Source organism: Streptomyces sp. NPDC033229, assembly GCF_055576875.1.
In genome coordinates, this window is sequence record NZ_JBVIQR010000015.1 from 1 (window position 1) to 23119 (window position 23119).

The following is a 23119-nucleotide window of genomic DNA, read 5'->3' on the forward strand; positions in this document are numbered from 1 at the left end:
GCCCGGTTACATTCCGAACCCGGAAGCTAAGCCTTTCAGCGCCGATGGTACTGCATGGGGGACCGTGTGGGAGAGTAGGACGCCGCCGAACAATTTTTAGAGTAGCCCCTGTGGGAACCATTTGGTTCCTGCGGGGGCTATTCTGCGTTTCCGGGCTTTTTTCGTTTCCGGGCTGTTTTCGGGCTTCCCCCGCTCCCCCCGCCCCTCCGTTTCCCCGGGCCAGGGCCCAGGCCCGGGGAAACGCGACGGGATGCGCCGGATGCGAAGCTTCGGACCGAACGGAACCGAACGAATCCGAATTACTTCGAGGCGGCCTGCGCCAGCTCGACGTCGAGGGATTCGCGACGGATGCGCTGATCCAGATAAAGCAACGCCGTCACACCGGCCGTGATCGGCGCCATCAGCGTCGTGCTGATGATCGCCGCGACGCCGGAGATGATCAAAGTGCTCCAGCCGATGGTGCCGGAAGTGACGCTCTCACCCGTGAAGATCATTTCAATGATGCCGACCGGAATGCCGATAACTGTCGCCACCACGAATACCAGGAATACGGCCAGTAGCTGCACGCCGAAGATTCGCCACCAGGACCCGCGCACCAGCTTCGCGGATCGGCGCAGCGACGCGATGACACCCTGCCTTTCCAGCATCAACGCCGGTGCGGCCAGGCTGAACTGAACCCAGAGCCACGCCGCTCCCGCCATTCCGGCCAGGCTGCCGAACAGGGCGACGCCCACGCCCACGGCCTTCGCTCCCGCCGCCGAGATCAGGAGGCCGGGGGCGACCGCCACGCCGAAGACACCGACGATGAGGGCCGGCAGCAGGAAGAGCAGACCGCTCAGCCGGAGCAACTGCGGGCGGGCACTCCGCCAGGCATCGCCGACCGAGGTCGACCGGCCCAGTACCGCCCGGCTGACGACGACCGTCAGCAACGCCGTGGCGATGATCGAGCCCAGCAGGCTGACGAGCGTCGTGAGCCCCGTGCCGGGCAGGCTCTCACCTATGGCGTCCAGGGTCTCCCCGGGGGTCGCCGAGGCCGGGTTGTCGAGGTACTCGAAGCCCGGGTTGTCGCGGAACCACACCCCGGTGACCACGGTCGTCACGGCCTGGGTGGTGACCGCCACCGCCAGGGAGATGCCGAGGGCCGTCCGCCAGTGCCTGCGCAGGGTGCCGAACGAGCCCTCCAGGATCTCGCCGACGCCCAGGGGGCGCAGCGGGATCACGCCGGGCCGGGGCGCGGGCGGGATCGGTGCCCATTGGTTTGCGCCCCAGGAGCCCTGGCCGGGCCCGTACTGACCTGTGGAGCCGGTGTCGCTCTCGGCCCGAGCCCTGGCGGCGCGGCGGGGCGCGGGCGGGGAATCCGCGGAGGGGGTGGACCACTGGCCCCTGGGCGGCTGCTCCGGGGCCCACTGAGCGGCGGGTGTGGCCTCCTCCGCCCGGGTGGCCGGCTCTTCTGTGCGGACGGCCTGGTCGTCCGCGGGGGCGGACTGGGCGGGAACGCCGCCGGCCTGCTCGTCGGAGGGGGGAGGCCCGGGCGGGGTACGGCCCGGAGAGTCGTTCATGGTCGTCGCTCCTTCTCGGTGCCCGTTCGCCGGTGCGGCGGCGAGCGATTGCCCGTCATCGTGTCACGCGGGCCCCGGACGGCGAGGGGCTCGTATGCCGGCGTACATCGGCCTGTACGTCGGCTCGTAAGGGGGAGAGACCCAAGGGAGACCTTCATTAGTCGGGGTGTGCGGGGCAGACTGGACCAATGGCTGATCAGTACGCGGTACCCGCGGACCCCGCGCCGTCCTCACTGACTCCCGCACTGCGCTGGGAGGAGCCCCCGGAAGGGCCCGTGCTGGTGCTGCTGGACCAGCGACGGCTGCCCGCCGAGGAGATCGAGCTGGTGTGCACCGACGTTCCCGCGCTGGTGGAGGCGATACGCACGCTCGCCGTGCGGGGTGCGCCGCTGCTCGGTATCGCGGGGGCGTACGGAGTGGCGCTCGCGGCCGTGCGGGGCTTCGACGTGGACGAAGCCGCCGAGCTGCTGGCCCACGCGCGCCCCACGGCCGTCAACCTGGCGTACGGGGTGCACAGGGGCCTGGCGGCCTATCGCGGGGCGCTCAAGGGCGGCGCGGACGTGACGGGGGCCGCCGCGGCGGCCCTGGAGACGGCCCGGGCGCTGCACCGGGAGGACGCGCGGGCCAGTGAGCTGATGGCGGCGCACGGTCTGGCGCTGCTGACGGAGCTGCTGCCGGGCGGTGGCCTGCAGATCCTCACCCACTGCAATACGGGCGCCCTGGTGTCCGGGGGCGAGGGGACGGCGCTGGCGGTGGCCGGTGCCGTGCACCGGGCGGGGCAGCTGAGGCGCCTGTGGGTGGACGAGACGCGACCCCTGCTGCAGGGGGCACGGCTGACAGCGTACGAGGCGGCGCGGGCCGGGATGGCGTACACGCTGCTGACGGACAACGCGGCGGGTTCGCTGTTCGCGGCGGGCGAGGTGGACGCGGTACTGATCGGCGCGGACCGGATCACGGCCGACGGTTCGGTGGCCAACAAGGTGGGCAGCTATCCGCTGGCTGTACTGGCCCGCTATCACCATGTGCCGTTCATCGTCGTCGCGCCGATCACGACGGTCGATCTCAATACCCCGGAGGGCGCCGCGATCGAGGTGGAGCAGCGGCCGGGGCACGAGGTGACGGAGTTCGCCGTGCCGCAGGTGCCCGGGGCCGGGGAAGAGGCGGGTTCGGGGGTGCTGATCGCACCCCTCGGGACGCAGGCCTACAACCCTGCGTTCGATATCACACCGCCCGAGTTGGTGACTGCAATTGTCACGGAAAACGGGGTTGTTTCGCCGGTCACGGAGGCTGGTCTCGCGGAGCTGTGTGCCAGGTCACGATCAGGTAATGGGATGATGTCGATATGAAGGGACGCGTCCTTGTCGTCGACGACGACACCGCACTGGCCGAGATGCTCGGCATTGTGCTGCGTGGTGAGGGTTTCGAGCCGTCGTTTGTAGCTGATGGCGACAAGGCACTCGCTGCTTTTCGTGAGACCAAACCGGATCTTGTTTTGCTCGATCTGATGCTGCCCGGTCGGGACGGCATTGAGGTGTGCAGGCTGATCCGGTCCGAGTCCGGCGTGCCGATCGTGATGTTGACCGCGAAGAGTGACACGGTCGATGTCGTGGTCGGACTTGAGTCCGGGGCGGACGATTACATCGTCAAGCCGTTCAAGCCGAAGGAGCTGGTGGCCCGGATCAGGGCGAGGCTGCGCAGGTCGGAGGAGCCGGCGCCGGAACAGCTGGCGATCGGGGACCTGGTCATCGACGTGGCCGGGCACTCGGTCAAGCGCGACGGTCAGCCGATCGCGCTGACGCCGCTGGAGTTCGACCTCCTCGTCGCGCTGGCCCGCAAGCCGTGGCAGGTGTTCACCCGTGAGGTGCTCCTGGAGCAGGTGTGGGGCTACCGCCACGCGGCGGACACGCGGCTGGTCAATGTGCACGTGCAGCGGCTGCGCTCCAAGGTCGAGAAGGACCCGGAGCGGCCGGAGATCGTGGTGACCGTGCGCGGTGTGGGCTACAAGGCCGGGCCGAGCTGACATGTCGGGCAACGGTGCCGCCCCGGAGCGGGGCGCGGGGCGGCCCGTCGATTCGACGGGCGGCATATCTTTCTTCCGCCGGCTGTGGCGTGCCGCGCGGCTGCTGCCCGACGGCGCGGCCGCGGGGCCGGTGCATCCGGTGCTGAGGCTGTACGTGCGGTGGGTGCGGCAGCCGCTGCTGCCCGCCATGCGGCTGTGGCGGCGCAACATCCAGGTGCGGGTGGTCGCCACCACCCTGCTGATGTCGCTGGGCGTGGTCCTGCTGCTCGGCGTCGTCGTCATCGGCCAGATGCGCAACGGTCTGCTGGACGCCAAGCGGCACGCGTCGATGAGCCAGGCCGAGGGCGGTTTCAAGGCGGCGCGCGACGCCGCCGACGCGGCTGCCGACCGTAGCCAGGACGCCGCACAGGCCGGTGGCCGCGGGCTCCCGGACTCCGGGGCCTGGCTGACCCAGCTGGTGCAGCAGCTCGCCAGTGGCGGGCAGGGCGTCTATCACGTGGTGGCGCTCAGCGCGGACGCCACCGACACCACGTCCGTGGGCACGCGCGGGCCGCGTGCCTCGGGTGACATCGACCCCGAGCAGAGCGTGCCCGCCGAGCTGCGCCGCAAGGTGGACAGCGCGAACGGTGCGTTCGAGACGCCCGCGTCGATCAAGCGCAACTCCTCGGACGAGGGGGCGCCGGCGCTGGCGGTCGGCAAGCGGCTCTATGACGTCAACGGCAAGCCGTACCAGCTCTACTACCTCTTCCCGTTCACCCAGGAGGAGAAGTCGCTGACGCTGGTGAAGACCACGCTGGCGACCGCCGGGGTGTTCGTCGTGGTGCTGCTCGGTGCCATCGCCTGGCTCGTCGTGCGGCAGATCGTCACGCCCGTACGGATGGCCGCGGGGATCTCCGAGCGGCTCGCGGCGGGTGTGCTCCAGGAGCGCATGAAGGTCACCGGCGAGGACGACATCGCCCGTCTGGGTGAAGCCTTCAACAAGATGGCGCAGACCCTCCAGGTCAAGATCCAGCAGCTGGAGGAGCTGTCGCGGATGCAGCGGCGGTTCGTCTCGGACGTCTCGCACGAGCTGCGGACGCCGCTGACGACCGTACGGATGGCCGCGGAGGTCATCCACGAGGCGCGGGAGGACTTCGACCCGATCACCGCGCGCTCGGCGGAGCTGCTGTACGGGCAGGTCGACCGTTTCGAGTCGCTGCTGTCCGATCTGCTGGAGATCAGCCGGTTCGACGCGGGCGCGGCGGCGCTGGAGGCCGAGCCCGTGGACCTGCGCGACGTGGTGAACCGAGTGGTCGACGCGGCGCTGCCGCTCGCCGACCGCAAGGGCAGTCGGCTGCTCGTGCGGGGCGCCGAACAGCCGGTGATCGCGGAGGCGGACGCCCGGCGCGTGGAGCGGGTACTGCGCAACCTCGTGGTCAATGCCGTGGAGCACGGTGACGGCCGGGACGTCGTGGTGCGGCTCGCCGTCGCCGGTGGCGCGGTCGCGGTCGCGGTGCGCGACTACGGCGTGGGCCTCAAGCCCGGCGAGGCGACCCGGGTCTTCAACCGCTTCTGGCGGGCGGACCCCGCCCGTGCCCGTACGACCGGGGGCACCGGTCTCGGGTTGTCCATCGCCGTGGAGGACGCGCGGCTGCACGGCGGCTGGCTCCAGGCGTGGGGCGAGCCGGGCGGTGGCTCGCAGTTCCGTCTGACGCTGCCGCGTACGGCGGGGGACTCGCTGCGCGGCTCCCCGATCCCGCTGGAGCCGGAGGACTCGCGGCGCAACCGCGGGCTGAACGAGTCCGGGGTGCCGCTGGCCGCCTCGGGCCGGGGCGTGCCCGGTCCCGCGCCGCTGCCCGCCGCCGTGCCGGCCCAGACGCGCAACGTCCGGCCGGCCGCCGACCCGACGGCGCTGCCCGGCAGCGGTGCCCGGGTGGTGACGCGCCCGGCCGGGGCGCGCAACGACAACGCCGCGGGCAGTGGCCCGCAGGACCGGAGCAGGACGTGAGGGGCGGGCGCGTGGGCGCTAAGAGCGATGGCCGGGGGCGGCCGGGCTCGGCGGCGGGCCTCCTCGCGCTGGGGCTCAGCGGCGCGCTGCTGGCCGGCTGCGCGTCGATGCCGGACAGCGGCGATGTGAACCCGGTGGACTCCTCGCAGCGGGCCGACGCCGACTCCCAGGTGCGGGTGTACGGCGTCGCGCCGCGCAAGCACGAGCAGCCGCAGGAGCTGGTGACCGGCTTCCTCGAGGCGACGACCAGCGACGACCCGAACTACGACACGGCCCGGATGTATCTGTCCAAGGGCGTGAAGCGGCGGTGGGACCCGTCGACGTCGACGATCGTGCTGTCCGACCCGCCGCAGGTGAACGTGGAGCGCACCGGCGACCGGGCCCAGGAGGAGTACACGATCACCCTGGTCGGCAAGCAGGTCGCCAAGGTGGACGCCAAGCACGCGTACAAGCCGGACGAGCGCCCGTACAAGAGGGCGATCCATGTCGCGCGCGAGGACGGCGAGTGGCGCATCGACGACCTGCCGCCCGGGCTGGTGCTCGGTGTGTCCGACTTCCAGCGCATATACCGGCCGGTCAATAAGTACTACTTCGCCGAGCTGGGGCCCGGCAAGGCGCCTCGTGACGTCCTCGTCGCCGATCCCGTCTATCTGCGCAAGCGGATAGACCCGGTGACCTCCACGGTGAAGGCGCTTCTGGACGGGCCGACCAACTGGCTCGACCCGGTCGCCGCGACGGCCTTCCCGACCGGCACGAAGGTGGCCGACGAGCGGCTCTCGCTCGACGATTCCAACACCCTCAAGGTGCGGCTCACGGACCGGGCGGCGGGCATCAACGGCGAGCAGTGCCTGCGCATGGCGGCGCAGCTCTTCTACACCGTCCAGGAGTCGGCCTCGGTCAGCACCGTCACCCTGCAGCGCGCCAAGGGCGGTACCCAGATGTGCTCGCTGGGGCGGGAGCAGGCTTTGGAGCGCTACGCCCCGGACCAGACCGTGGGGCGCGCCGACCGGCAGTACTTCCTCGACGCCCAGCACCGGATGGTGAGCCTCAGCGACGGCGAGAAGACGCCGTCGCGCGTGGCCGGTCCGTTCGGCGCCGAGGGCTCCGTCAACCTGAAATCGGTGGCGGTGGACCGCGGCGAGAGCCGCGCGGCCGGTGTGGCCGCCAACGGGCAGTCGCTGTACGTCGCGCAGATGCAGCACGGTGCCGCTTTGGGCGAGGCCCGGGTGACCTCGCGGTCGGCGGCGGGGCTGACGGCGCCGAGCTGGGACGGGCTGGGTGATCTGTGGGTCGCCGACCAGGACCCCGACCGGCCGCGGCTGCTGCGGCTGCCCGGTGGCACGGGCGCGCCGGAGGAGGTCCGGGTGCCCAAGCTCGACGGCGAGCGCATCACGGGGCTGCGGGTCGCGGCGGACGGGGTGCGGATCGCGCTGCTGGTCTCGAAGGGTGACCGCAAGACCTTGAAGCTCGGACGGGTCGAGCGGCGGATGAGCGGCGGGCGGCCGAGCCTGTCCGTGCAGGAACTGCGCTCCGTGGCGCCGAAGCTGGAGGAGGTCGACGCCGTGTCCTGGGCGGGCGGCAGCCGGCTGCTGGTGGCGGGCAACGAGCGGAACGGCCTGCAGCAGTTGCTGTACATCGAGACGGACGGATCGCGGTCGAACTCCGCGGCGCTGCCCGGCATCACGGGTGTGCGGGGCATCGCGGCCCCGGGGAACCCGACCGTTCCGGGCAATGCGAAGAAGGCGCCCGGGGTGGTCGCGGAGCGGGAGGACGGGATCGTCCGCCTGCTGCCGGACATGAACTGGAACTGGGTGGCCAAGGACGGGTCGGCGCCGGTCTACCCGGGGTAGGACCGGCCGCCACGCCGCGGTGCTCGTGATCCACGGCGCTGTCGGCCCGTGATCCACAGCGGGTTTTCCACAGGGGTGGCAGGGGCGGTCCCGGGGCGGGACAGTTGAGGTATGCGCGGATGGTGGCGAGAGATCACCGGGCTGGTGCTGCCGGTCCACTGCGCGGGGTGTGGTCAGCCGCGGTCCGTGGTGTGCGAGGAGTGCCGCCGACAGCTGTACGGCCGGGGCACCCGCAGGGTGTGGCCCGATCCGGTGCCGGTGGGGCTGCCACCCGTGCGGGCCGCCGCGGTCTACGCGGACCGGGTGCGGTCCGTGCTGCTCGCGCACAAGGAGCGGGGGGCGCTGGAGCTGGCGGAGCCGCTGGGCGCCGCGCTGGCGGGCGCGGTGCGGGCGGTCGGGCAAGAGGCCGGGTGGTGGGGCACGCGGGGCGGGAGTGGCCCGTTGCTGCTCGTGCCGGTGCCTTCTTCGCGGCGGGCGGTCGCGGGACGCGGGCATGACGCGGGGCGACGGCTCGCCCTGGCGGCCGGGCGGGTGCTGCGGAGCGCCGGGCAGCCCGTCCGGGTGGCGGCGGTGCTGCGGCAGCGGCGGACCGTCGCCGATCAGTCGGGTCTCGACGCCGTGCAGAGATGGGTGAATGTGTCGGGCGCCCTGGGGGTAGCCGGGGGAGTGAAGCAGCTGTGGCGCGTCGGAGGGCCGGTGGTGTTGGTGGACGACCTCATGACGACCGGGTCCTCGCTGGTGGAGGCCGCGCGGGCGGTCTCCGCGTCGGGAGGCCGGGTGCTGGGGGCCGCGGTGGTCGCGGCCCCGGAGCGGGCGTTCGTCCCCGGCCCGGATCCCGGTGGAACCCCGGGTGGCGCTGCGACGTTCCCCGGGGAAACAGCGGGGAAACACCTGAATGGAGGTACGGCCCGGTAAGGGGTACCGACGGGCGTCCGGGCGAGATATGTTCGGTTGTGAGGAAGGGCAAGCTCTATGCCTCTTATCTCCGAATGGCGCGCTTTGCGTGCTTTCGCAGAAGCTTGAAGTCGATGAGGTGTAGATCTTGTCGATGGGGGAGGAGGAGGTGAAACCGCCGAGTCGGTGGCTCCGGGTATCCCCGGGGTCTGATGCAAGAGGGATGCGCTCCGCACCTTCGGCGGGGCGATCCGGGAACGGAGTTCTGCGTGGACATCGTCGTCAAGGGCCGTAAGACAGAGGTGCCCGAGCGCTTTCGCAAGCACGTGGCCGAGAAGCTGAAGCTGGACAAGATCCAGAAGCTGGACGGCAAGGTGATCAGCCTCGACGTAGAGGTGTCCAAGGAGCCCAACCCGAGGCAGGCCGACCGCTCCGACCGTGTGGAAATCACGGTCCGTTCCCGCGGCCCGGTGATCCGGGCGGAAGCGTCGTCGTCGGATCCCTACGCCGCGCTCGACCTGGCCACGAGCAAGCTGGAAGCGCGACTGCGCAAGCAGAACGACAAGCGTCACACCCGCCGGGGCAACGGACGGATCCCGGCCAGCGATGTAGCGGTGACCGTCGGCGCCGCGGAGCTCACCGACAACGGCGAGCTCGTCGTCGATCAGTCGGCGAACAAGGTGCCGGTCACGCGCATCGGTCCCCTGGAGGTCCAGGGCGAAGGGCCTCTCGTGGTCCGCGAGAAGACCCATGCCGCAGCCCCGATGACCCTCGACCAGGCGCTCTACGAGATGGAGTTGGTCGGCCACGACTTCTATCTGTTCGTCGACTCCGACACCAAGATGCCCAGTGTCGTCTACCGGCGGCACGCCTACGACTACGGCGTCATCCACCTCAACGCCGACCCGTTCTCCGAGGAGCCCGGTGGCGCGGGCGGTTCGCTCGGCGGCTGACCTCGGCCGCCTCCGGCGCCGCGCGCCGTGAGTCGTAGCCCTTCGCGTTGATGCCCTCGAAGCGCCGCAGCGCTTGTCGGGGGCATCAACCTGCGTCCTCAGAAGCGCCTCTCGGCGGCCTCGGCATGAAATCATGGCCGAGCGGCCAACCGCCGGTCCGCCGAAACCGGTTGGCTCGGCGCAGCACTGTTGCATCCGCGAGGGGCCACGGCCTTCAGGGGGAGGAACGATGGCGGACAGGTTCGGTCCCGTACTCGTGCCCGGCGAGGACGACGACGAGGGCGCCCGGGCGGAGCGGAACCCCGCCCGCGCCGAGCCGATCAGGGTCCTGGTCGTGGACGACCACGCGCTCTTCCGACGGGGTCTGGAGATCGTCCTCTTCCACGAGGAGGACATCCAGGTCGTGGGCGAGGCGGGGGACGGTGCGGAGGCGGTGGACAAGGCTGCCGATCTGCTGCCGGACATCGTGCTGATGGATGTACGGATGCCCAAGCGCGGTGGCATCGAGGCCTGTACCTCCATCAAGGAAGTGGCCCCCAGCGCCAAGATCATCATGCTGACGATCAGCGACGAGGAAGCCGACCTCTACGACGCGATCAAGGCCGGGGCGACGGGTTATCTCCTCAAGGAGATCTCCACCGATGAGGTGGCGACCGCGATCCGCGCGGTCGCGGACGGCCAGTCGCAGATCAGCCCGTCGATGGCGTCCAAGCTGCTGACCGAGTTCAAGTCGATGATCCAGCGGACGGACGAGCGCCGGCTGGTGCCGGCGCCGCGGCTCACCGACCGTGAGCTGGAGGTGCTGAAGCTCGTCGCCACCGGGATGAACAACCGTGACATCGCCAAGGAGTTGTTCATCAGCGAGAACACCGTGAAGAACCATGTCCGCAACATCCTGGAGAAGCTGCAGCTGCACTCCAGGATGGAGGCGGTGGTCTACGCGATGCGGGAGAAGATCCTCGAGATCCGCTAGGACCTGTCCGGCGGATCACGGGGGGCACCACCGCTGCGCGGCGGTGCCCTCAAACTCCCCCGGCTACCGCTGGGAGGTGCCCCCAGCGGGCTGGTTGTGGCTCAGCCCAGTCGAAACCAGCCCGTCGGGCGTTTGAGGACGAAGCACAGCATCCCGTCCGGATCCTCGGTGGCCCCCTCAGGCCAGCGCAGCGACCAGTGCCGTCGCCAGCTTCGCGTCGTCGCAGCGCTCGATCCGCACAGTGTCACAGCCGACCCACTCGGCCGCCTCCCGGAGCGCCCGCGCCATCGGGGCCACCGCCCTGGGCCCGTCGAGCGAGACCTGCCGGGCCACCAGAGTGGTGCCCTCGCGGGCCGGGTCCACCCGCCCGAGCAGCCGGCCGCCCGCCAGCAGCGGCATCGCGAAATAACCGTGCACCCGCTTCGGCTTGGGCACGTACGCCTCGAGCCGGTGGGTGAAACCGAAGATCCGCTCGGTGCGCAGCCGGTCCCAGATCAGCGAGTCGAACGGCGAGAGCAGCGTCGTACGGTGCCGGCCCCCCTTGGACGCGGACTCGCCGGCCAGCGCCGCCGGGTGAGCCCACGCCGGCTTCGACCAGCCCTCCACCTCCACCGGCACCAGGCCCGTATCGGCTATGACCGCGTCCACCTGCTCGCCCTTGAGCCGGTGGTAGTCCGCCAGGTCGGCCCGGGTGGCCACCCCCATCGCGGCACCGGCCTGGGTGACCAGGCGCCGGGTGCACTCGGTGTCGTCGATGTCGTCGTGCAGGAGGGCGTCCGGCACCGCCCGCTCGGCCAGGTCGTACACCCGCTTCCAGCCGCGCCGCCGGGTGCAGACCACCTCGCCGGTGTCCAGCAGCCACTCCACCGCGATCTTCGTCTCGGACCAGTCGTACCACTCGCCGCCGTTCTTGGCGCCGCCCAATTCCGTTGCCGTCAGGGGGCCGTCGGCCCGGAGGCGGTCCCGGACGGCCGCGCACGAGCGCTCGGAATCCTGCATCACGTGCCAGCGGTGGCCGCGCGCCTTCATGGCCCGGCGCCGGAAGGCGAAGTGCGGCCACTCCTCGACGGGCAGGACGCAGGCCGCGTGCGACCAGTACTCGAAGGCGTGGTCGCCGGTCCAGTACGCCGACTCGACCGCCGCGCGGCCCACCGCGCCCAGCCGTGCGTACGGCACCAGCTCGTGCGAGCGGGCCAGCACCGAAATCGTGTCCAGCTGTACCGCCCCGAGGTGCCGCAGCACGCCGCGCACCCCCGCCCGGCGGTCCGGGGCGCCGAGCAGGCCCTGGGCGCGCAGCGCCATGCGCCGGGCCTCCTCGGCGGACAGTCGCGCTTCGGCCGTAGGGGCCTTGGACGCGGCGGCAGTTGTCGTACCGGTTGTCATGGCGATCACCCTAGGCCCGGCCACTGACAACGCCGCGCGAGTGGTCAGCCGCGCTCGGGAAAGGGCAGGTAGGGGGCTTGCGTGGGCAGTTCGAGGTCGGAGGGCAGCAGCGAGCCGACCCAGGCGTCGCGGCGGGTGCCGTTGTAGACGATCTTGGAGCGCATCGTGCCCTCCATCGTGAATCCGGCCTTCAGGGCGACCCCGCGCGATCCCTCGTTCCCGGCCTCCGCGTACCACTCCAGCCGCTCGACGCCGAGCTCCTCGAAGGCCCAGCGGATCACCTCGCGGGCCGCCTCGGTGGTGTAGCCGCAGCCGCGCTGTTCCTTCGCGGTCCAGTAACCGAGCTCGGCCTGCCGCTCGGGGGTGCGCAGCTGGGCGAGCCGCACCAGACACATCGAACCCACCAGCCGGTCGTCCTCGCGCGTGAAGAGACCGAACGTGTACATGCTGTCGTCCCGCCAGCCGTCCGGGGCGGTCTCCTCGATGAAGGTGCGGGCGTCCTCGGCGGTGTACGGGGAGGGCACGCTGGTGTAGCGCGGGATGTCCGGGTCCTGGCAGGCGGCGTGGACGGCGTCCCGGTCGGCGGGGGCGAAGGGGCGCAGCACCAGCCGCTCGGTGGTGAGGTTTATGGGCTCCATGGGGGGAGTGTGAACGGTCGGCCGGTCCGGTGCGACTCTTTTGCCCCGGCTGCGCCGACCCGCCTGCCGCACCCGTACCGGGCCGCTTACCACAGGCGGGCCCCGCGTCGGCGGGGCGCCCCGAAATGTCACCGCACCGGCACCTTCGAGCCGGGCCGTTCGTTCACTGTGCGGGTGATGCCCGGTTTACGTGCTGACGGACCTCCCGGCGCGGTGGGGTCCTCGCTTACGATGACCGTTGCGGCGGGGACTGTCCCGTCGTGCCCGCGCACCCGACCCCTGCCTGCGGCGGGGGTCTCCCCAGCGCCAGGCCCGACCGGCAAGGAGCCAGCCTACGTGTCCGTCTTCGGCAAGATCATGCGTGCAGGAGAAGGCAAGATCCTGCGCAAGCTGCACCGCATCGCGGACCAGGTCAATTCCATCGAAGAGGACTTCGTCAACCTCTCCGACGCCGAGCTGCGCGCCCTGACCGACGAGTACAAGCAGCGGTTCGCGGACGGCGAAAGCCTGGACGACCTGCTGCCCGAGGCGTTCGCCACCGTCCGTGAGGGCGCCAAGCGGGTGCTCGGCCAGCGGCACTACGACGTCCAGCTCATGGGCGGTGCCGCCCTGCACCTGGGTTACGTCGCGGAGATGAAGACCGGTGAGGGCAAGACCCTCGTCGGCACCCTCCCCACGTACCTCAACGCCCTGTCCGGCAAGGGCGTGCATCTGATCACGGTCAACGACTACCTCGCGGAGCGCGACTCCGAGCTGATGGGCCGGGTGCACAAGTTCCTCGGCCTCTCCGTCGGCTGCATCCTCGCCAACATGACTCCGGCGCAGCGCCGCGAGCAGTACGCGTGTGACATCACGTACGGCACCAACAACGAGTTCGGCTTCGACTACCTGCGCGACAACATGGCGTGGTCGCAGGACGAGCTGGTGCAGCGCGGTCACAACTTCGCGGTCGTCGACGAGGTCGACTCGATCCTCGTCGACGAGGCCCGTACGCCGCTGATCATCTCCGGCCCCGCCGACCAGGCCACCAAGTGGTACGGCGACTTCGCCAAGCTGGTCACCCGGCTCACCAAGGGCGAGGCGGCCAACCCGCAGAAGGGCCTGGAGGAGACCGGCGACTACGAGGTCGACGAGAAGAAGCGCACGGTCGCCATCCACGAGGCCGGCGTGTCCAAGGTCGAGGACTGGCTGGGCATCGACAATCTCTACGAATCGGTCAACACCCCTCTCGTCGGGTACCTGAACAACGCCATCAAGGCGAAGGAACTCTTCAAGAAGGACAAGGACTACGTCGTCATGGACGGCGAAGTCATGATCGTCGACGAGCACACCGGTCGTATCCTCGCCGGTCGCCGCTACAACGAGGGCATGCACCAGGCGATCGAGGCGAAGGAAGGGGTGGACATCAAGGACGAGAACCAGACCCTCGCCACGATCACCCTCCAGAACTTCTTCCGTCTCTACGACAAGCTCTCCGGCATGACCGGTACGGCCATGACCGAGGCCGCCGAGTTCCACCAGATCTACAAGCTCGGCGTGGTGCCGATCCCGACGAACCGCCCGATGGTGCGTCAGGACCAGTCGGACCTCATCTACCGCACCGAGGTCGCGAAGTTCGCCGCCGTCGTCGAGGACATCGCGGAGAAGCACGAGAAGGGCCAGCCGATCCTGGTCGGCACCACCTCCGTCGAGAAGTCCGAGTACCTCTCGCAGCAGCTCTCCAAGCGCGGCATCCAGCACGAGGTCCTCAACGCCAAGCAGCACGACCGGGAGGCGACGATCGTCGCCCAGGCCGGCCGCAAGGGCGCCGTCACCGTCGCCACCAACATGGCCGGCCGCGGTACCGACATCAAGCTCGGCGGCAACCCCGACGACCTCGCCGAGGCGGAGCTGCGCCAGCGCGGCCTGGACCCGGTCGAGCACGTCGAGGAGTGGGCGGCGGCCCTGCCCGAGGCGCTGGAGCGCGCCGAGGCCGCGGTGAAGGCGGAGTTCGAGGAGGTCAAGGAGCTCGGCGGGCTGTATGTGCTGGGCACCGAGCGGCACGAGTCGCGCCGCATCGACAACCAGCTGCGCGGCCGCTCCGGCCGTCAGGGCGACCCGGGCGAGTCCCGCTTCTACCTCTCGCTGGGCGACGACCTGATGCGCCTGTTCAAGGCCCAGATGGTCGAGCGCGTCATGGCCATGGCCAACGTGCCGGACGACGTGCCGATCGAGAACAAGATGGTCACCCGCGCCATCGCCTCCGCGCAGTCCCAGGTCGAGCAGCAGAACTTCGAGACCCGTAAGAACGTCCTGAAGTACGACGAGGTCCTCAACCGCCAGCGCGAGGTCATCTACGGCGAGCGCCGCCGCGTCCTGGAGGGCGAGGATCTGCAGGAGCAGATCAAGCACTTCATGGACGACACCATCGACGACTACATCCGCCAGGAGACCGTCGAGGGCTTCGCCGAGGAGTGGGACCTGGACCGGCTGTGGAGCGCCTTCAAGCAGCTCTACCCGGTGAAGGTCACCGTCGAGGAGCTGGAGGACGCGGCCGGCGACCGGGCGGGCATCACCGCCGAGTTCATCGCCGAGTCCATCAAGGACGACATCTACGAGCAGTACGCGGCCCGTGAGGAGCAGCTCGGCTCGGACATCATGCGCGAGCTCGAGCGCCGCGTCGTGCTGTCGGTGCTGGACCGCAAGTGGCGTGAGCACCTCTACGAGATGGACTACCTCCAGGAGGGCATCGGCCTGCGGGCCATGGCCCAGAAGGACCCCCTGGTGGAGTACCAGCGCGAGGGCTACGACATGTTCACCGCCATGATGGAGGGCATCAAGGAGGAGTCCGTCGGCTACCTGTTCAACCTGGAGGTCCAGGTCGACCAGCAGCTGGAGGAGGTCCCGGTGCAGGACGGCGCGGAGCGCCCGTCCCTGCGCAAGGACACCCAGGACGCCGTGCCCGCCGGTGGCCGTCCCGAGATCCGGGCCAAGGGCCTCGACGCCCCGCAGCGCCCCGACCGGCTGCACTTCTCCGCGCCGACTGTGGATGGCGAGGGCGGTGTCGTCGAGGGCGACTTCGCCAGCGACGACTCCGTGCGGTCCGAGGCGGACGGCATGACCCGCGCCGAGCGCCGCAAGGCCCAGAAGAACGGTGGCGGCCGCCGCCGCAAGAAGTAGCCGACAGCGCGCACAGGAGGCGGTGGCGGGGCACGGAAGTGCTCCGCCACCGCCTCCTGCGCGTCGCTCACTCCCGGAGGCCCGCCGTGTGCGGGACGGCGGTTCCGCCGAGCTCGACGGCCGAGCACCGCCAGCGCAGGTCCGTGCCCTGCTCCAGCCGGAAGGCCAGCGCCCGCAGCCGGTCCCCGGAGGCGATCCGGGCGAACGCCTCGATCACCTCCGGCCGTGGCCGGAATTCATCGCAGCGCCGGACGACCGGGGCGCGGCGGCCCGGCGGTGCGGGGCGCAGGGGTGCCTGCGGGGCCAGCGCGGTCAGCTGGTCGTACGCCGCGCCCAGGGTGTGCCCGAGCATCCAGTGCACCGGGCGCTGTCCGCTGAGGGTGAGCAGCAGCCGGTTGGCGAACCAGTAGCGCGGCAGCCGTTCCCGTTCGCGGTGCCGGGCGGCCGGATCCGTGCCCGGCCGCCGGGGGTCCGTGCGCCGCGGCGGAGCGGTCCTGGTGCCGCCTGTCCGGGCGCCGGGCCTGGTGCCTCCCGCGGTCCTGGTCGCGGCCCCGGCGAAGGCCCTGGTGCCGGTCCTGGTGGTGCTGCGGATCGTCTTCATGCGGATCGCCCCCGCGATGCCGGGCCCGATGGTCATACCGGGCGGTAGCTTCGGTCGGTGATCTTCTATCGGCGGGCTTCCCGGGGCGGCAAGGACGGCCGCCCGTCAGGGGAGCGCCCGCCGGGCTTCACCTATCCGGGCCACGCGGCGCCGCGAGTCGTGCGCACAGCGGGGCCCGCGGGGTAACGGGGGTACCCGGGCGCGGGGCTCCCGCACTTCGAAGGGGGACGTGCGCCTTATGCTGGCAGCACGGTTGGTAAGCCTCGCGGCACTTCACGAAAGCGGCGGTCATGCGCGTCTACGTCCCTCTGACCCTTCCCGGTCTCGCCGAGGCGCACAAGGCGGGGCAGCTGGGCCCGGCTCCGCTGGACGCCTACGCGGTCACTCCCGCGCTGCGCGAGTGGTACGTCTCCGACGACATCGAGGAGCTGGAGTACGCGGCGCTCGGCCGCGCCGCCCAGGCCTCGCTGCGCAGGATCGCGGCCGACCCCGACGCCCCGCGCCGACGGGTCGTCGTGGCGGTGGACGTGCCCGAGGGCGCGGCGGTCGCCGACCCCGACCGCGCGCTGGACGAGTCCGCGCTCGGTGAGGTGCGGCTCGCGGCGGCGGTGCCGCTGGCGAAGGCGGCGGCCGTGCACGTCGACGCGGACGACGCCGAGGCCGATGTCGCGGCCGCGGCGGCCGCCCTGGGCGCGGCGGACCACGGTGACGAGGACGCGCGCTTCACGGTGGACGGCGCGGAGGACCACGAGCTGATGTGGTTCGGCGTGCAGGAGCTCCCGAACCTCCTCTGACCTGCGCCTGACCTGCGCCGCCCAGGCGTCGGCGGCGCGTTGTCACAGGTGGTCGGTACGGTCTTGTCATGGGGAAGCACGTGGCACACATCGTCTGGGACTGGAACGGCACGCTCTTTCACGACATCGACGCGGTGATGTCGGCGACGAACGCCGCCTTCGCGGAGATCGGCCTGGAGCCCATCACCCTGGAGCGGTACCGCGAGCTGTACTGCGTCCCGATCCCGCTCTTCTACGAGCGGCTGATGGGCCGTCTCCCCACCCAGGCCGAGTGGGACCATATGGACGTGGTCTTCCACCGGCACTATCTGGACCATCACCTGCGGTGCGGCCTCGCGGACGGCGCCGAGGGGCTGCTGGAGAGCTGGCAGGGCGCGGGCGGCACACAGTCGATCCTGTCGATGTACGGGCACGAGCAGCTGGTGCCGTTGGTGCGCGGTTTCGGCATCGAGCGAAGATTCGTCCGGGTCGACGGCCGGACGGGCCCCTCGGGCGGCAGCAAGACCGCGCACATGGCCCGCCACCTCGCCGGGCTCGACGGCATACCCGCGCGGCACGCGGTCGTCATCGGGGACGCCGTCGACGACGCGGTCGCCGCTGCCCACGTGGGTGCGCGGGCCGTGCTGTACACGGGCGGGTCGCACAGCCGGGCCAGCCTGGTGGCGGCCGGGGTGCCCGTCGTGGACAGCCTGGCGGAGGCCGTCGCGGAGGCGGAGCGGCTCGTCGGCTGAGGGCTGGATCGAGGGCCGGTCGAGGCTTGGACCGCCCGGGCCCGGGGTAGGGCTGCCGGGGGATTCCGGGGCCGTCGGCGGGGTCGGTGGCAGCCCTCGGCCGGGTCGGCATCGACTTTCGGCCACGGAAGAGGGTCGAACGGCTTCGCGTCGCTGTCCAGATCGTCAAACTTCGGGCCCGGGTTTTGTACACAAACGGCTCATGACGGCAACCCCCGGAAGAGCGATAGCCTTACCAGGTGATCAGCGCGATATCCAGCAGGGGCGACGACGCTCCTGTCCTGCGCCCCGAGCGACACCTCGCCCGGGCGGCCGCTGATCCCTTCCACCGGGCGCGTCCGACGAAGTTGGTCAGGAACGGCCCGGTCTTCCCTCATTCCGGCATACCGTCGAATACGACCGGACACCCCGCGTCGCGACGTGATGCCATCACCATCTATGTCTCGCAACGGCGCGCGACAGGAGCCAGAGGACATGCAGACCAAGCTGGACGAAGCCAAGGCCGAGCTGCTCGAACGGGCGGCCCGTGTCGCTGAGAACAGCCCGGCCGGGGGGCAACAACCGACTGGGCCGAAGGGCGAGGGCAGTCTCGACCCGGAGACCCTGACCGCGTTCCTCCAGCGCTATTACCTGCACACCGCCCCGGAGGACCTCACCGGCCGTGACCCGGTCGACGTCTACGGGGCCGCGCTCTCGCACTACCGGCTCGCGGAGAACCGGCCGCAGGGCACCGCCAACGTGCGGGTGCACACCCCGACCGTCGAGGAGAATGGCTGGACGTGCAGCCACTCCGTGGTCGAGGTCGTCACCGACGACATGCCCTTCCTGGTCGACTCCGTCACCAATGAGCTCTCCCGCCAGAGCCGCGGCATCCACGTCGTGATCCACCCGCAGGTGATCGTCCGCCGTGACCTGACCGGCCGCCTGCTCGAGGTCCTCGGCTCCAACTGCGACGCCCACGGCACCGGCAAGGACGCCGAGCTGCCCCACGACGCCCTCATCGAGTCGTGGATCCACGTCGAGATCGACCGCGAGACCGACCGCGGTGACCTCAAGCAGATCGCCGCCGACCTGCTGCGCGTGCTCTCCGACGTCCGCGAGACCGTCGAGGACTGGGCGAAGATGCGCGACGCCGCGCTGCGCATCGCCGAGAGCCTGCCCGCCGAGGCGGTCCCCTCCGACGTCCCCGCCACCGACGTCGTCGAGGCCGGTGAGCTGCTGCGCTGGCTGGCCGCCGACCACTTCACCTTCCTCGGCTACCGCGAGTACGAGCTGACGAAGGTCACCACCGACAACGACGAGGAGGACGTGCTCGCCGCCGTCCCCGGCACCGGCCTCGGCATTCTGCGCTCCGACCCCTCGCACCACGGCGAGGGCCACCACGCCGGGCCCGGCACCCACCTCGCCGGCCCCGCGTCGCCGTCCTTCAGCCGGCTGCCCGCGGACGCCCGCGCCAAGGCCCGCGAGCACAAGCTGCTGGTCCTCACCAAGGCCAACAGCCGCGCCACCGTGCACCGCCCCTCCTACCTCGACTACGTCGGGGTGAAGACCTTCGACGCCGACGGCAACGTGACCGGCGAGCGCCGCTTCCTGGGTCTGTTCTCCTCCGCCGCGTACACCGAGTCCGTGCGCCGCGTCCCGGTCGTCCGTCGCAAGGTCGAGCAGGTCCTCGCCGACGCGGGCTTCTCCCCGGACAGCCACGACGGCCGCGACCTGCTCCAGATCCTGGAGACCTACCCGCGCGACGAGCTGTTCCAGACCCCGGGCGACCAGCTGCGGTCCATCGTCACCAGCGTGCTCTACCTCCAGGAGCGCCGCCGGCTGCGGCTGTACCTGCGCCAGGAGACCTACGGCCGCTACTACTCCGCCCTCGTCTACCTGCCCCGCGACCGCTACACCACCGGCGTCCGGCTGCGGCTGATCGAGATCCTCAAGGAGGAGCTGGGCGGCACCAGCGTCGACTTCACCGCCTGGAACACCGAGTCGGTCCTCTCCCGTCTTCACTTCGTCGTGCGCGTCGAGCCGGGCGCCACCCTGCGCGACCTCACCGACGCCGACGTCGAGCGCATCGAGGCCCGCCTGGTCGAGGCCGCCCGCTCCTGGGCGGACGGCTTCGCCGAGACGCTGACCGCCGAGGTCGGCGAGGAGCGCGCCGCCGAGCTGCTGCGCCGCTACGGCCACGCCTTCCCCGAGGGCTACAAGGCCGACCACAACCCGCGCAGCGCCGTCTCCGACCTCGGTCACCTGGAGAAGCTGACGACGGCCGGCGGCTCCCACGACTTCGAGCTCAGCCTGTACGAGCCGGTCGGCGCGGCCCCCGGCGAGCGCCGCTTCAAGATCTACCGCACCGGTGAGCCCGTCTCGCTCTCGGTCGTGCTGCCGGTGCTCCAGCGGCTCGGCGTCGAGGTCGTCGACGAGCGTCCGTACGAGCTGCGCTGCTCGGACCGGAAGACCGCGTGGATCTACGACTTCGGTCTGCGGATGCCCGAGCGCGTCGAGGGCGAGGACGCCCGCGTCCGCTTCCAGGAGGCCTTCGCCGCCGTCTGGACCGGCCGTGCGGAGAACGACAACTTCAACAACCTGGTGCTGCGGGCCGGTCTCGACTGGCGGCAGGCGATGGTGCTGCGGGCGTACGCGAAGTACCTCCGGCAGGCCGGTTCGCCGTTCAGCCAGTCCTACATGGAGGACACCCTCAGCACCAACGTCCACACCACGCGGCTGCTGGTCAACCTCTTCGAGGCACGCATGTCGCCGGCGCTCCAGCGCGCCGGCCGCGAGCTGATCGACGGGCTGCTGGAGGAGCTGGACGGCGCCCTCGACCAGGTCGCGAGCCTGGACGAGGACCGCATCCTGCGCGCCTTCCTCACCGTCATCAAGGCCACGCTGCGCACCAACCACTTCCAGCGTGACGCCGAGGGGAAGCCGCACGGCTACCTCTCCCTCAAGCTCGACCCGCAGGCGATCCCGGACCTGCCGGCCCCGCGCCCCGCGTTCGAGATCTGGGTCTACTCCCCGCGCGTCGAGGGTGTGCACCTGCGCTTCGGCAAGGTCGCGCGCGGTGGTCTGCGCTGGTCCGACCGGCGTGAGGACTTCCGCACCGAGGTCCTCGGCCTGGTCAAGGCGCAGATGGTGAAGAACACCGTCATCGTGCCCGTCGGCGCCAAGGGCGGCTTCGTCGGCAAGCGGCTGCCGGACCCGTCGGTGGACCGTGACGCGTGGCTCGCCGAGGGCATCGCCTCGTACAAGACCTTCATCTCCGGTCTGCTCGACATCACCGACAACCTGGTCGGCGGCGAGGTCGTGCCGCCGAAGGACGTCGTGCGCCACGACGAGGACGACACCTACCTCGTCGTCGCCGCCGACAAGGGCACCGCGACCTTCTCCGACATCGCCAACGAGGTCGCTCAGTCGTACGGCTTCTGGCTCGGTGACGCCTTCGCCTCCGGCGGCAGCGCCGGCTACGACCACAAGGGCATGGGCATCACCGCCCGCGGCGCCTGGGAGTCCGTCAAGCGGCACTTCCGCGAGCTGGGCCACGACACCCAGACCGAGGACTTCACGGTCGTCGGCGTCGGTGACATGTCCGGTGACGTCTTCGGCAACGGCATGCTGCTCTCCGAGCACATCCGCCTGGTGGCCGCCTTCGACCACCGCCACATCTTCCTCGACCCCACCCCGGACGCGGCCACCTCGTACGCCGAGCGCCGCCGTCTGTTCGAGCTGCCCCGCTCCTCCTGGGCCGACTACGACACCTCGCTGCTCTCGCACGGCGGTGGCGTCCACCCCCGCAGCGCGAAGTCGATCCCGGTCAACGCGCAGGTGCGGGCGGCCCTCGGCCTCGACGCGGGCGTCAGCAAGATGACCCCCGCCGAGCTGATGAAGGCCATCCTGCACGCGCCGGTCGACCTGCTGTGGAACGGCGGCATCGGCACCTACGTGAAGGCGCACACCGAGTCGCACGCGGACGTGGGCGACAAGGCGAACGACGCGATCCGCGTCGACGGCCAGGACCTGCGGGTCAAGGTCGTCGGCGAGGGCGGCAACCTGGGTCTGACCCAGCTCGGCCGGATCGAGTTCGCGCTGTCGGGCGGACCGGAGTCCACCGGTGGGCACGCTGTTGGTGGACGCTGCAATACCGACGCCATCGACAACAGCGCCGGCGTGGACACCTCGGACCACGAGGTGAACATCAAGATTCTGCTCAACGCCCTGGTCACCGACGGCGACATGACCGTCAAGCAGCGCAACAAGCTGCTCGCCGAGATGACCGACGAGGTCGGCGAGCTGGTCCTGCGCAACAACTACGCGCAGAACACGGCGCTCGCCAACGCCGTGGCCCAGGCCCCCAGCCTGCTCCACGCCCACCAGCGGATCATGCGTCGGCTCACCCGTGACGGGCACCTGGACCGCGCCCTGGAGTTCCTGCCCAACGACCGGCAGATCCGCGAGCGGCTCTCCCAGGGCCGCGGGCTGACCCAGCCCGAGCTCGCCGTCCTGCTCGCCTACATCAAGATCACCACGGCCGAGGAACTGCTCGCCACGGACCTCCCGGACGACAAGTACCTCGAGCGGCTGCTCTTCGCGTACTTCCCCGAGGCGCTGCGGACGACCTTCGCCGAGCAGATCGACGCGCACGCCCTGCGTCGCGAGATCATTACGACGGTGCTGGTCAACGACACCGTCAACAGCGGTGGTTCGACCTTCCTGCACCGGCTGCGGGAAGAGACCGGGGCCTCCCTGGAGGAGATCGTCCGGGCGCAGACCGCGGCCCGGGAGATCTTCGGCCTGGGCCGGGTCTGGGACGCCGTCGAGACCCTCGACAACACGGTCGCGGCGGAGGTGCAGACCCGGATCCGGCTGCACTCGCGGCGCCTGGTCGAGCGCGGCACCCGCTGGCTGCTCAACAACCGCCCGCAGCCGCTCCAGCTCGCCGAGACGATCGACTTCTTCCGCGACGGCGTGGCGGCGGTCTGGTTCCAGCTGCCCAAGCTGCTGCGCGGCGCCGACAGCGAGTGGTGGCAGTCGATCCACGACGAGCTGGTCGACGCCGGGGTCCCGGACGACCTGGCGGTGCGGGTGGCGGGCTTCTCGTCCGTCTTCCCGGCGCTCGACATCGTCGCCACCGGGGAGCGCACCGGCAAGGACCCGCTGGACGTGGCGGAGGTCTACTACGACCTCGGCGACCGGCTGCACATCAGCCAGCTGATGGACCGGATCATCGAGCTGCCGCGGTCCGACCGCTGGCAGTCCATGGCCCGTGCCTCCATCCGCGAGGACCTGTACGCGGCCCACGCGGCGCTCACCTCCGACATCCTCGCCGTCGGCAACGGCAGCTCCACCCCGGAGGAGCGCTTCGAGGCGTGGGAGGAGAAGAACGCCGCGCTGCTGAACCGGGCGCGCACGACGCTGGACGAGATCCGCGGTTCGGACGCGTTCGACCTGGCGAACCTGTCGGTGGCGATGAGGACGATGCGCACCCTGCTGCGTACGCACAACTGATCTGCGCCGAACGGCTGAAAGGGGCGGCCCCGGGGGAGTTCTCCCGGGGCCGCCCCTTCGCCGTGCTAAGAGAGACGG

The 23119-nt window shown here is 70.9% G+C and carries 15 protein-coding genes and 1 rRNA gene; 12 read left to right on the forward strand and 4 right to left on the reverse strand.

Annotation, left to right across the window (positions count from 1 at the left end; translation table 11 throughout):
- Positions 1-91: ribosomal RNA gene (gene rrf / locus ACZ53N_RS15460) — 5S ribosomal RNA — on the forward strand; the annotation flags it as partial.
- 208 nt (positions 92-299) lie between these two features.
- On the opposite strand, the gene ACZ53N_RS15465 is transcribed toward rrf, so the two are convergent.
- Positions 300-1559: a DUF7847 domain-containing protein gene (locus tag ACZ53N_RS15465; protein WP_469141363.1), complete on the reverse strand. Its 1260-nt coding sequence runs from the start codon at positions 1557-1559 to the stop codon at positions 300-302.
- Between the two features lie 188 nt (positions 1560-1747).
- On the opposite strand from ACZ53N_RS15465, the gene mtnA reads away from it, so the two are divergent.
- The 7 genes from mtnA (at position 1748) to ACZ53N_RS15500 (ending at position 10236) form a co-directional block, all read left to right on the forward strand.
- Positions 1748-2905, forward strand: coding sequence for an S-methyl-5-thioribose-1-phosphate isomerase (mtnA, locus tag ACZ53N_RS15470; RefSeq protein ID WP_469141364.1), 1158 nt, complete (start codon positions 1748-1750; stop codon positions 2903-2905).
- On the forward strand, positions 2902-3579 hold the full coding sequence (gene mtrA / locus ACZ53N_RS15475) for a two-component system response regulator MtrA (protein WP_130878137.1): 678 nt from the start codon (positions 2902-2904) through the stop codon (positions 3577-3579). The genes mtnA and mtrA overlap by 4 nt, the downstream gene beginning before the upstream one ends.
- A gap of 1 nt (position 3580) precedes the next feature.
- Positions 3581-5566 (forward strand): MtrAB system histidine kinase MtrB, encoded by a 1986-nt coding sequence (mtrB, locus tag ACZ53N_RS15480; protein ID WP_469141365.1) that lies wholly within the window; start codon positions 3581-3583, stop codon positions 5564-5566.
- 11 nt (positions 5567-5577) lie between these two features.
- Complete coding sequence (locus tag ACZ53N_RS15485) at positions 5578-7416, forward strand: LpqB family beta-propeller domain-containing protein (RefSeq protein WP_469141366.1); 1839 nt, start codon at positions 5578-5580, stop codon at positions 7414-7416.
- A gap of 111 nt (positions 7417-7527) precedes the next feature.
- Complete coding sequence (locus ACZ53N_RS15490) at positions 7528-8331, forward strand: ComF family protein (RefSeq protein WP_469141367.1); 804 nt, start codon at positions 7528-7530, stop codon at positions 8329-8331.
- 248 nt (positions 8332-8579) lie between these two features.
- Positions 8580-9263: a ribosome hibernation-promoting factor, HPF/YfiA family gene (gene hpf / locus ACZ53N_RS15495; protein ID WP_469141368.1), complete on the forward strand. Its 684-nt coding sequence runs from the start codon at positions 8580-8582 to the stop codon at positions 9261-9263.
- 229 nt (positions 9264-9492) lie between these two features.
- Positions 9493-10236: a response regulator gene (locus tag ACZ53N_RS15500; protein ID WP_130878134.1), complete on the forward strand. Its 744-nt coding sequence runs from the start codon at positions 9493-9495 to the stop codon at positions 10234-10236.
- A 177-nt stretch (positions 10237-10413) separates the two neighbouring features.
- Here the strand turns inward: ACZ53N_RS15500 and ACZ53N_RS15505 are convergent, their stop codons facing one another.
- Entirely contained in the window at positions 10414-11619 is a 1206-nt protein-coding gene (locus ACZ53N_RS15505; protein ID WP_469141369.1) for a winged helix-turn-helix domain-containing protein, read from the reverse strand.
- A 44-nt stretch (positions 11620-11663) separates the two neighbouring features.
- Positions 11664-12257 carry a GNAT family N-acetyltransferase gene (locus ACZ53N_RS15510; protein ID WP_469141370.1) on the reverse strand — a complete coding sequence of 198 codons (594 nt, stop codon included), beginning with the start codon at positions 12255-12257 and terminating at the stop codon, positions 11664-11666.
- A gap of 336 nt (positions 12258-12593) precedes the next feature.
- On the opposite strand from ACZ53N_RS15510, the gene secA reads away from it, so the two are divergent.
- On the forward strand, positions 12594-15416 hold the full coding sequence (secA, locus tag ACZ53N_RS15515) for a preprotein translocase subunit SecA (RefSeq protein WP_469141371.1): 2823 nt from the start codon (positions 12594-12596) through the stop codon (positions 15414-15416).
- Between the two features lie 67 nt (positions 15417-15483).
- On the opposite strand, the gene ACZ53N_RS15520 is transcribed toward secA, so the two are convergent.
- Entirely contained in the window at positions 15484-16017 is a 534-nt protein-coding gene (locus ACZ53N_RS15520) for an Rv3235 family protein (protein ID WP_469141489.1), read from the reverse strand.
- A gap of 290 nt (positions 16018-16307) precedes the next feature.
- On the opposite strand from ACZ53N_RS15520, the gene ACZ53N_RS15525 reads away from it, so the two are divergent.
- The 3 genes from ACZ53N_RS15525 to ACZ53N_RS15535 all read left to right on the forward strand — a co-directional run bounded on the left by ACZ53N_RS15525 (position 16308) and on the right by ACZ53N_RS15535 (position 23041).
- A complete protein-coding gene (locus ACZ53N_RS15525; protein WP_469141372.1) occupies positions 16308-16811 on the forward strand; it encodes a DUF6912 family protein in 504 nt (167 codons plus the stop codon).
- A gap of 68 nt (positions 16812-16879) precedes the next feature.
- Positions 16880-17542, forward strand: a complete 663-nt coding sequence (locus tag ACZ53N_RS15530) for an HAD family hydrolase (RefSeq protein WP_469141373.1) — start codon at positions 16880-16882, stop codon at positions 17540-17542.
- 474 nt (positions 17543-18016) lie between these two features.
- Positions 18017-23041: an NAD-glutamate dehydrogenase gene (locus ACZ53N_RS15535; RefSeq protein ID WP_469141374.1), complete on the forward strand. Its 5025-nt coding sequence runs from the start codon at positions 18017-18019 to the stop codon at positions 23039-23041.
- The last annotated feature ends 78 nt before the right edge of the window (positions 23042-23119 follow it).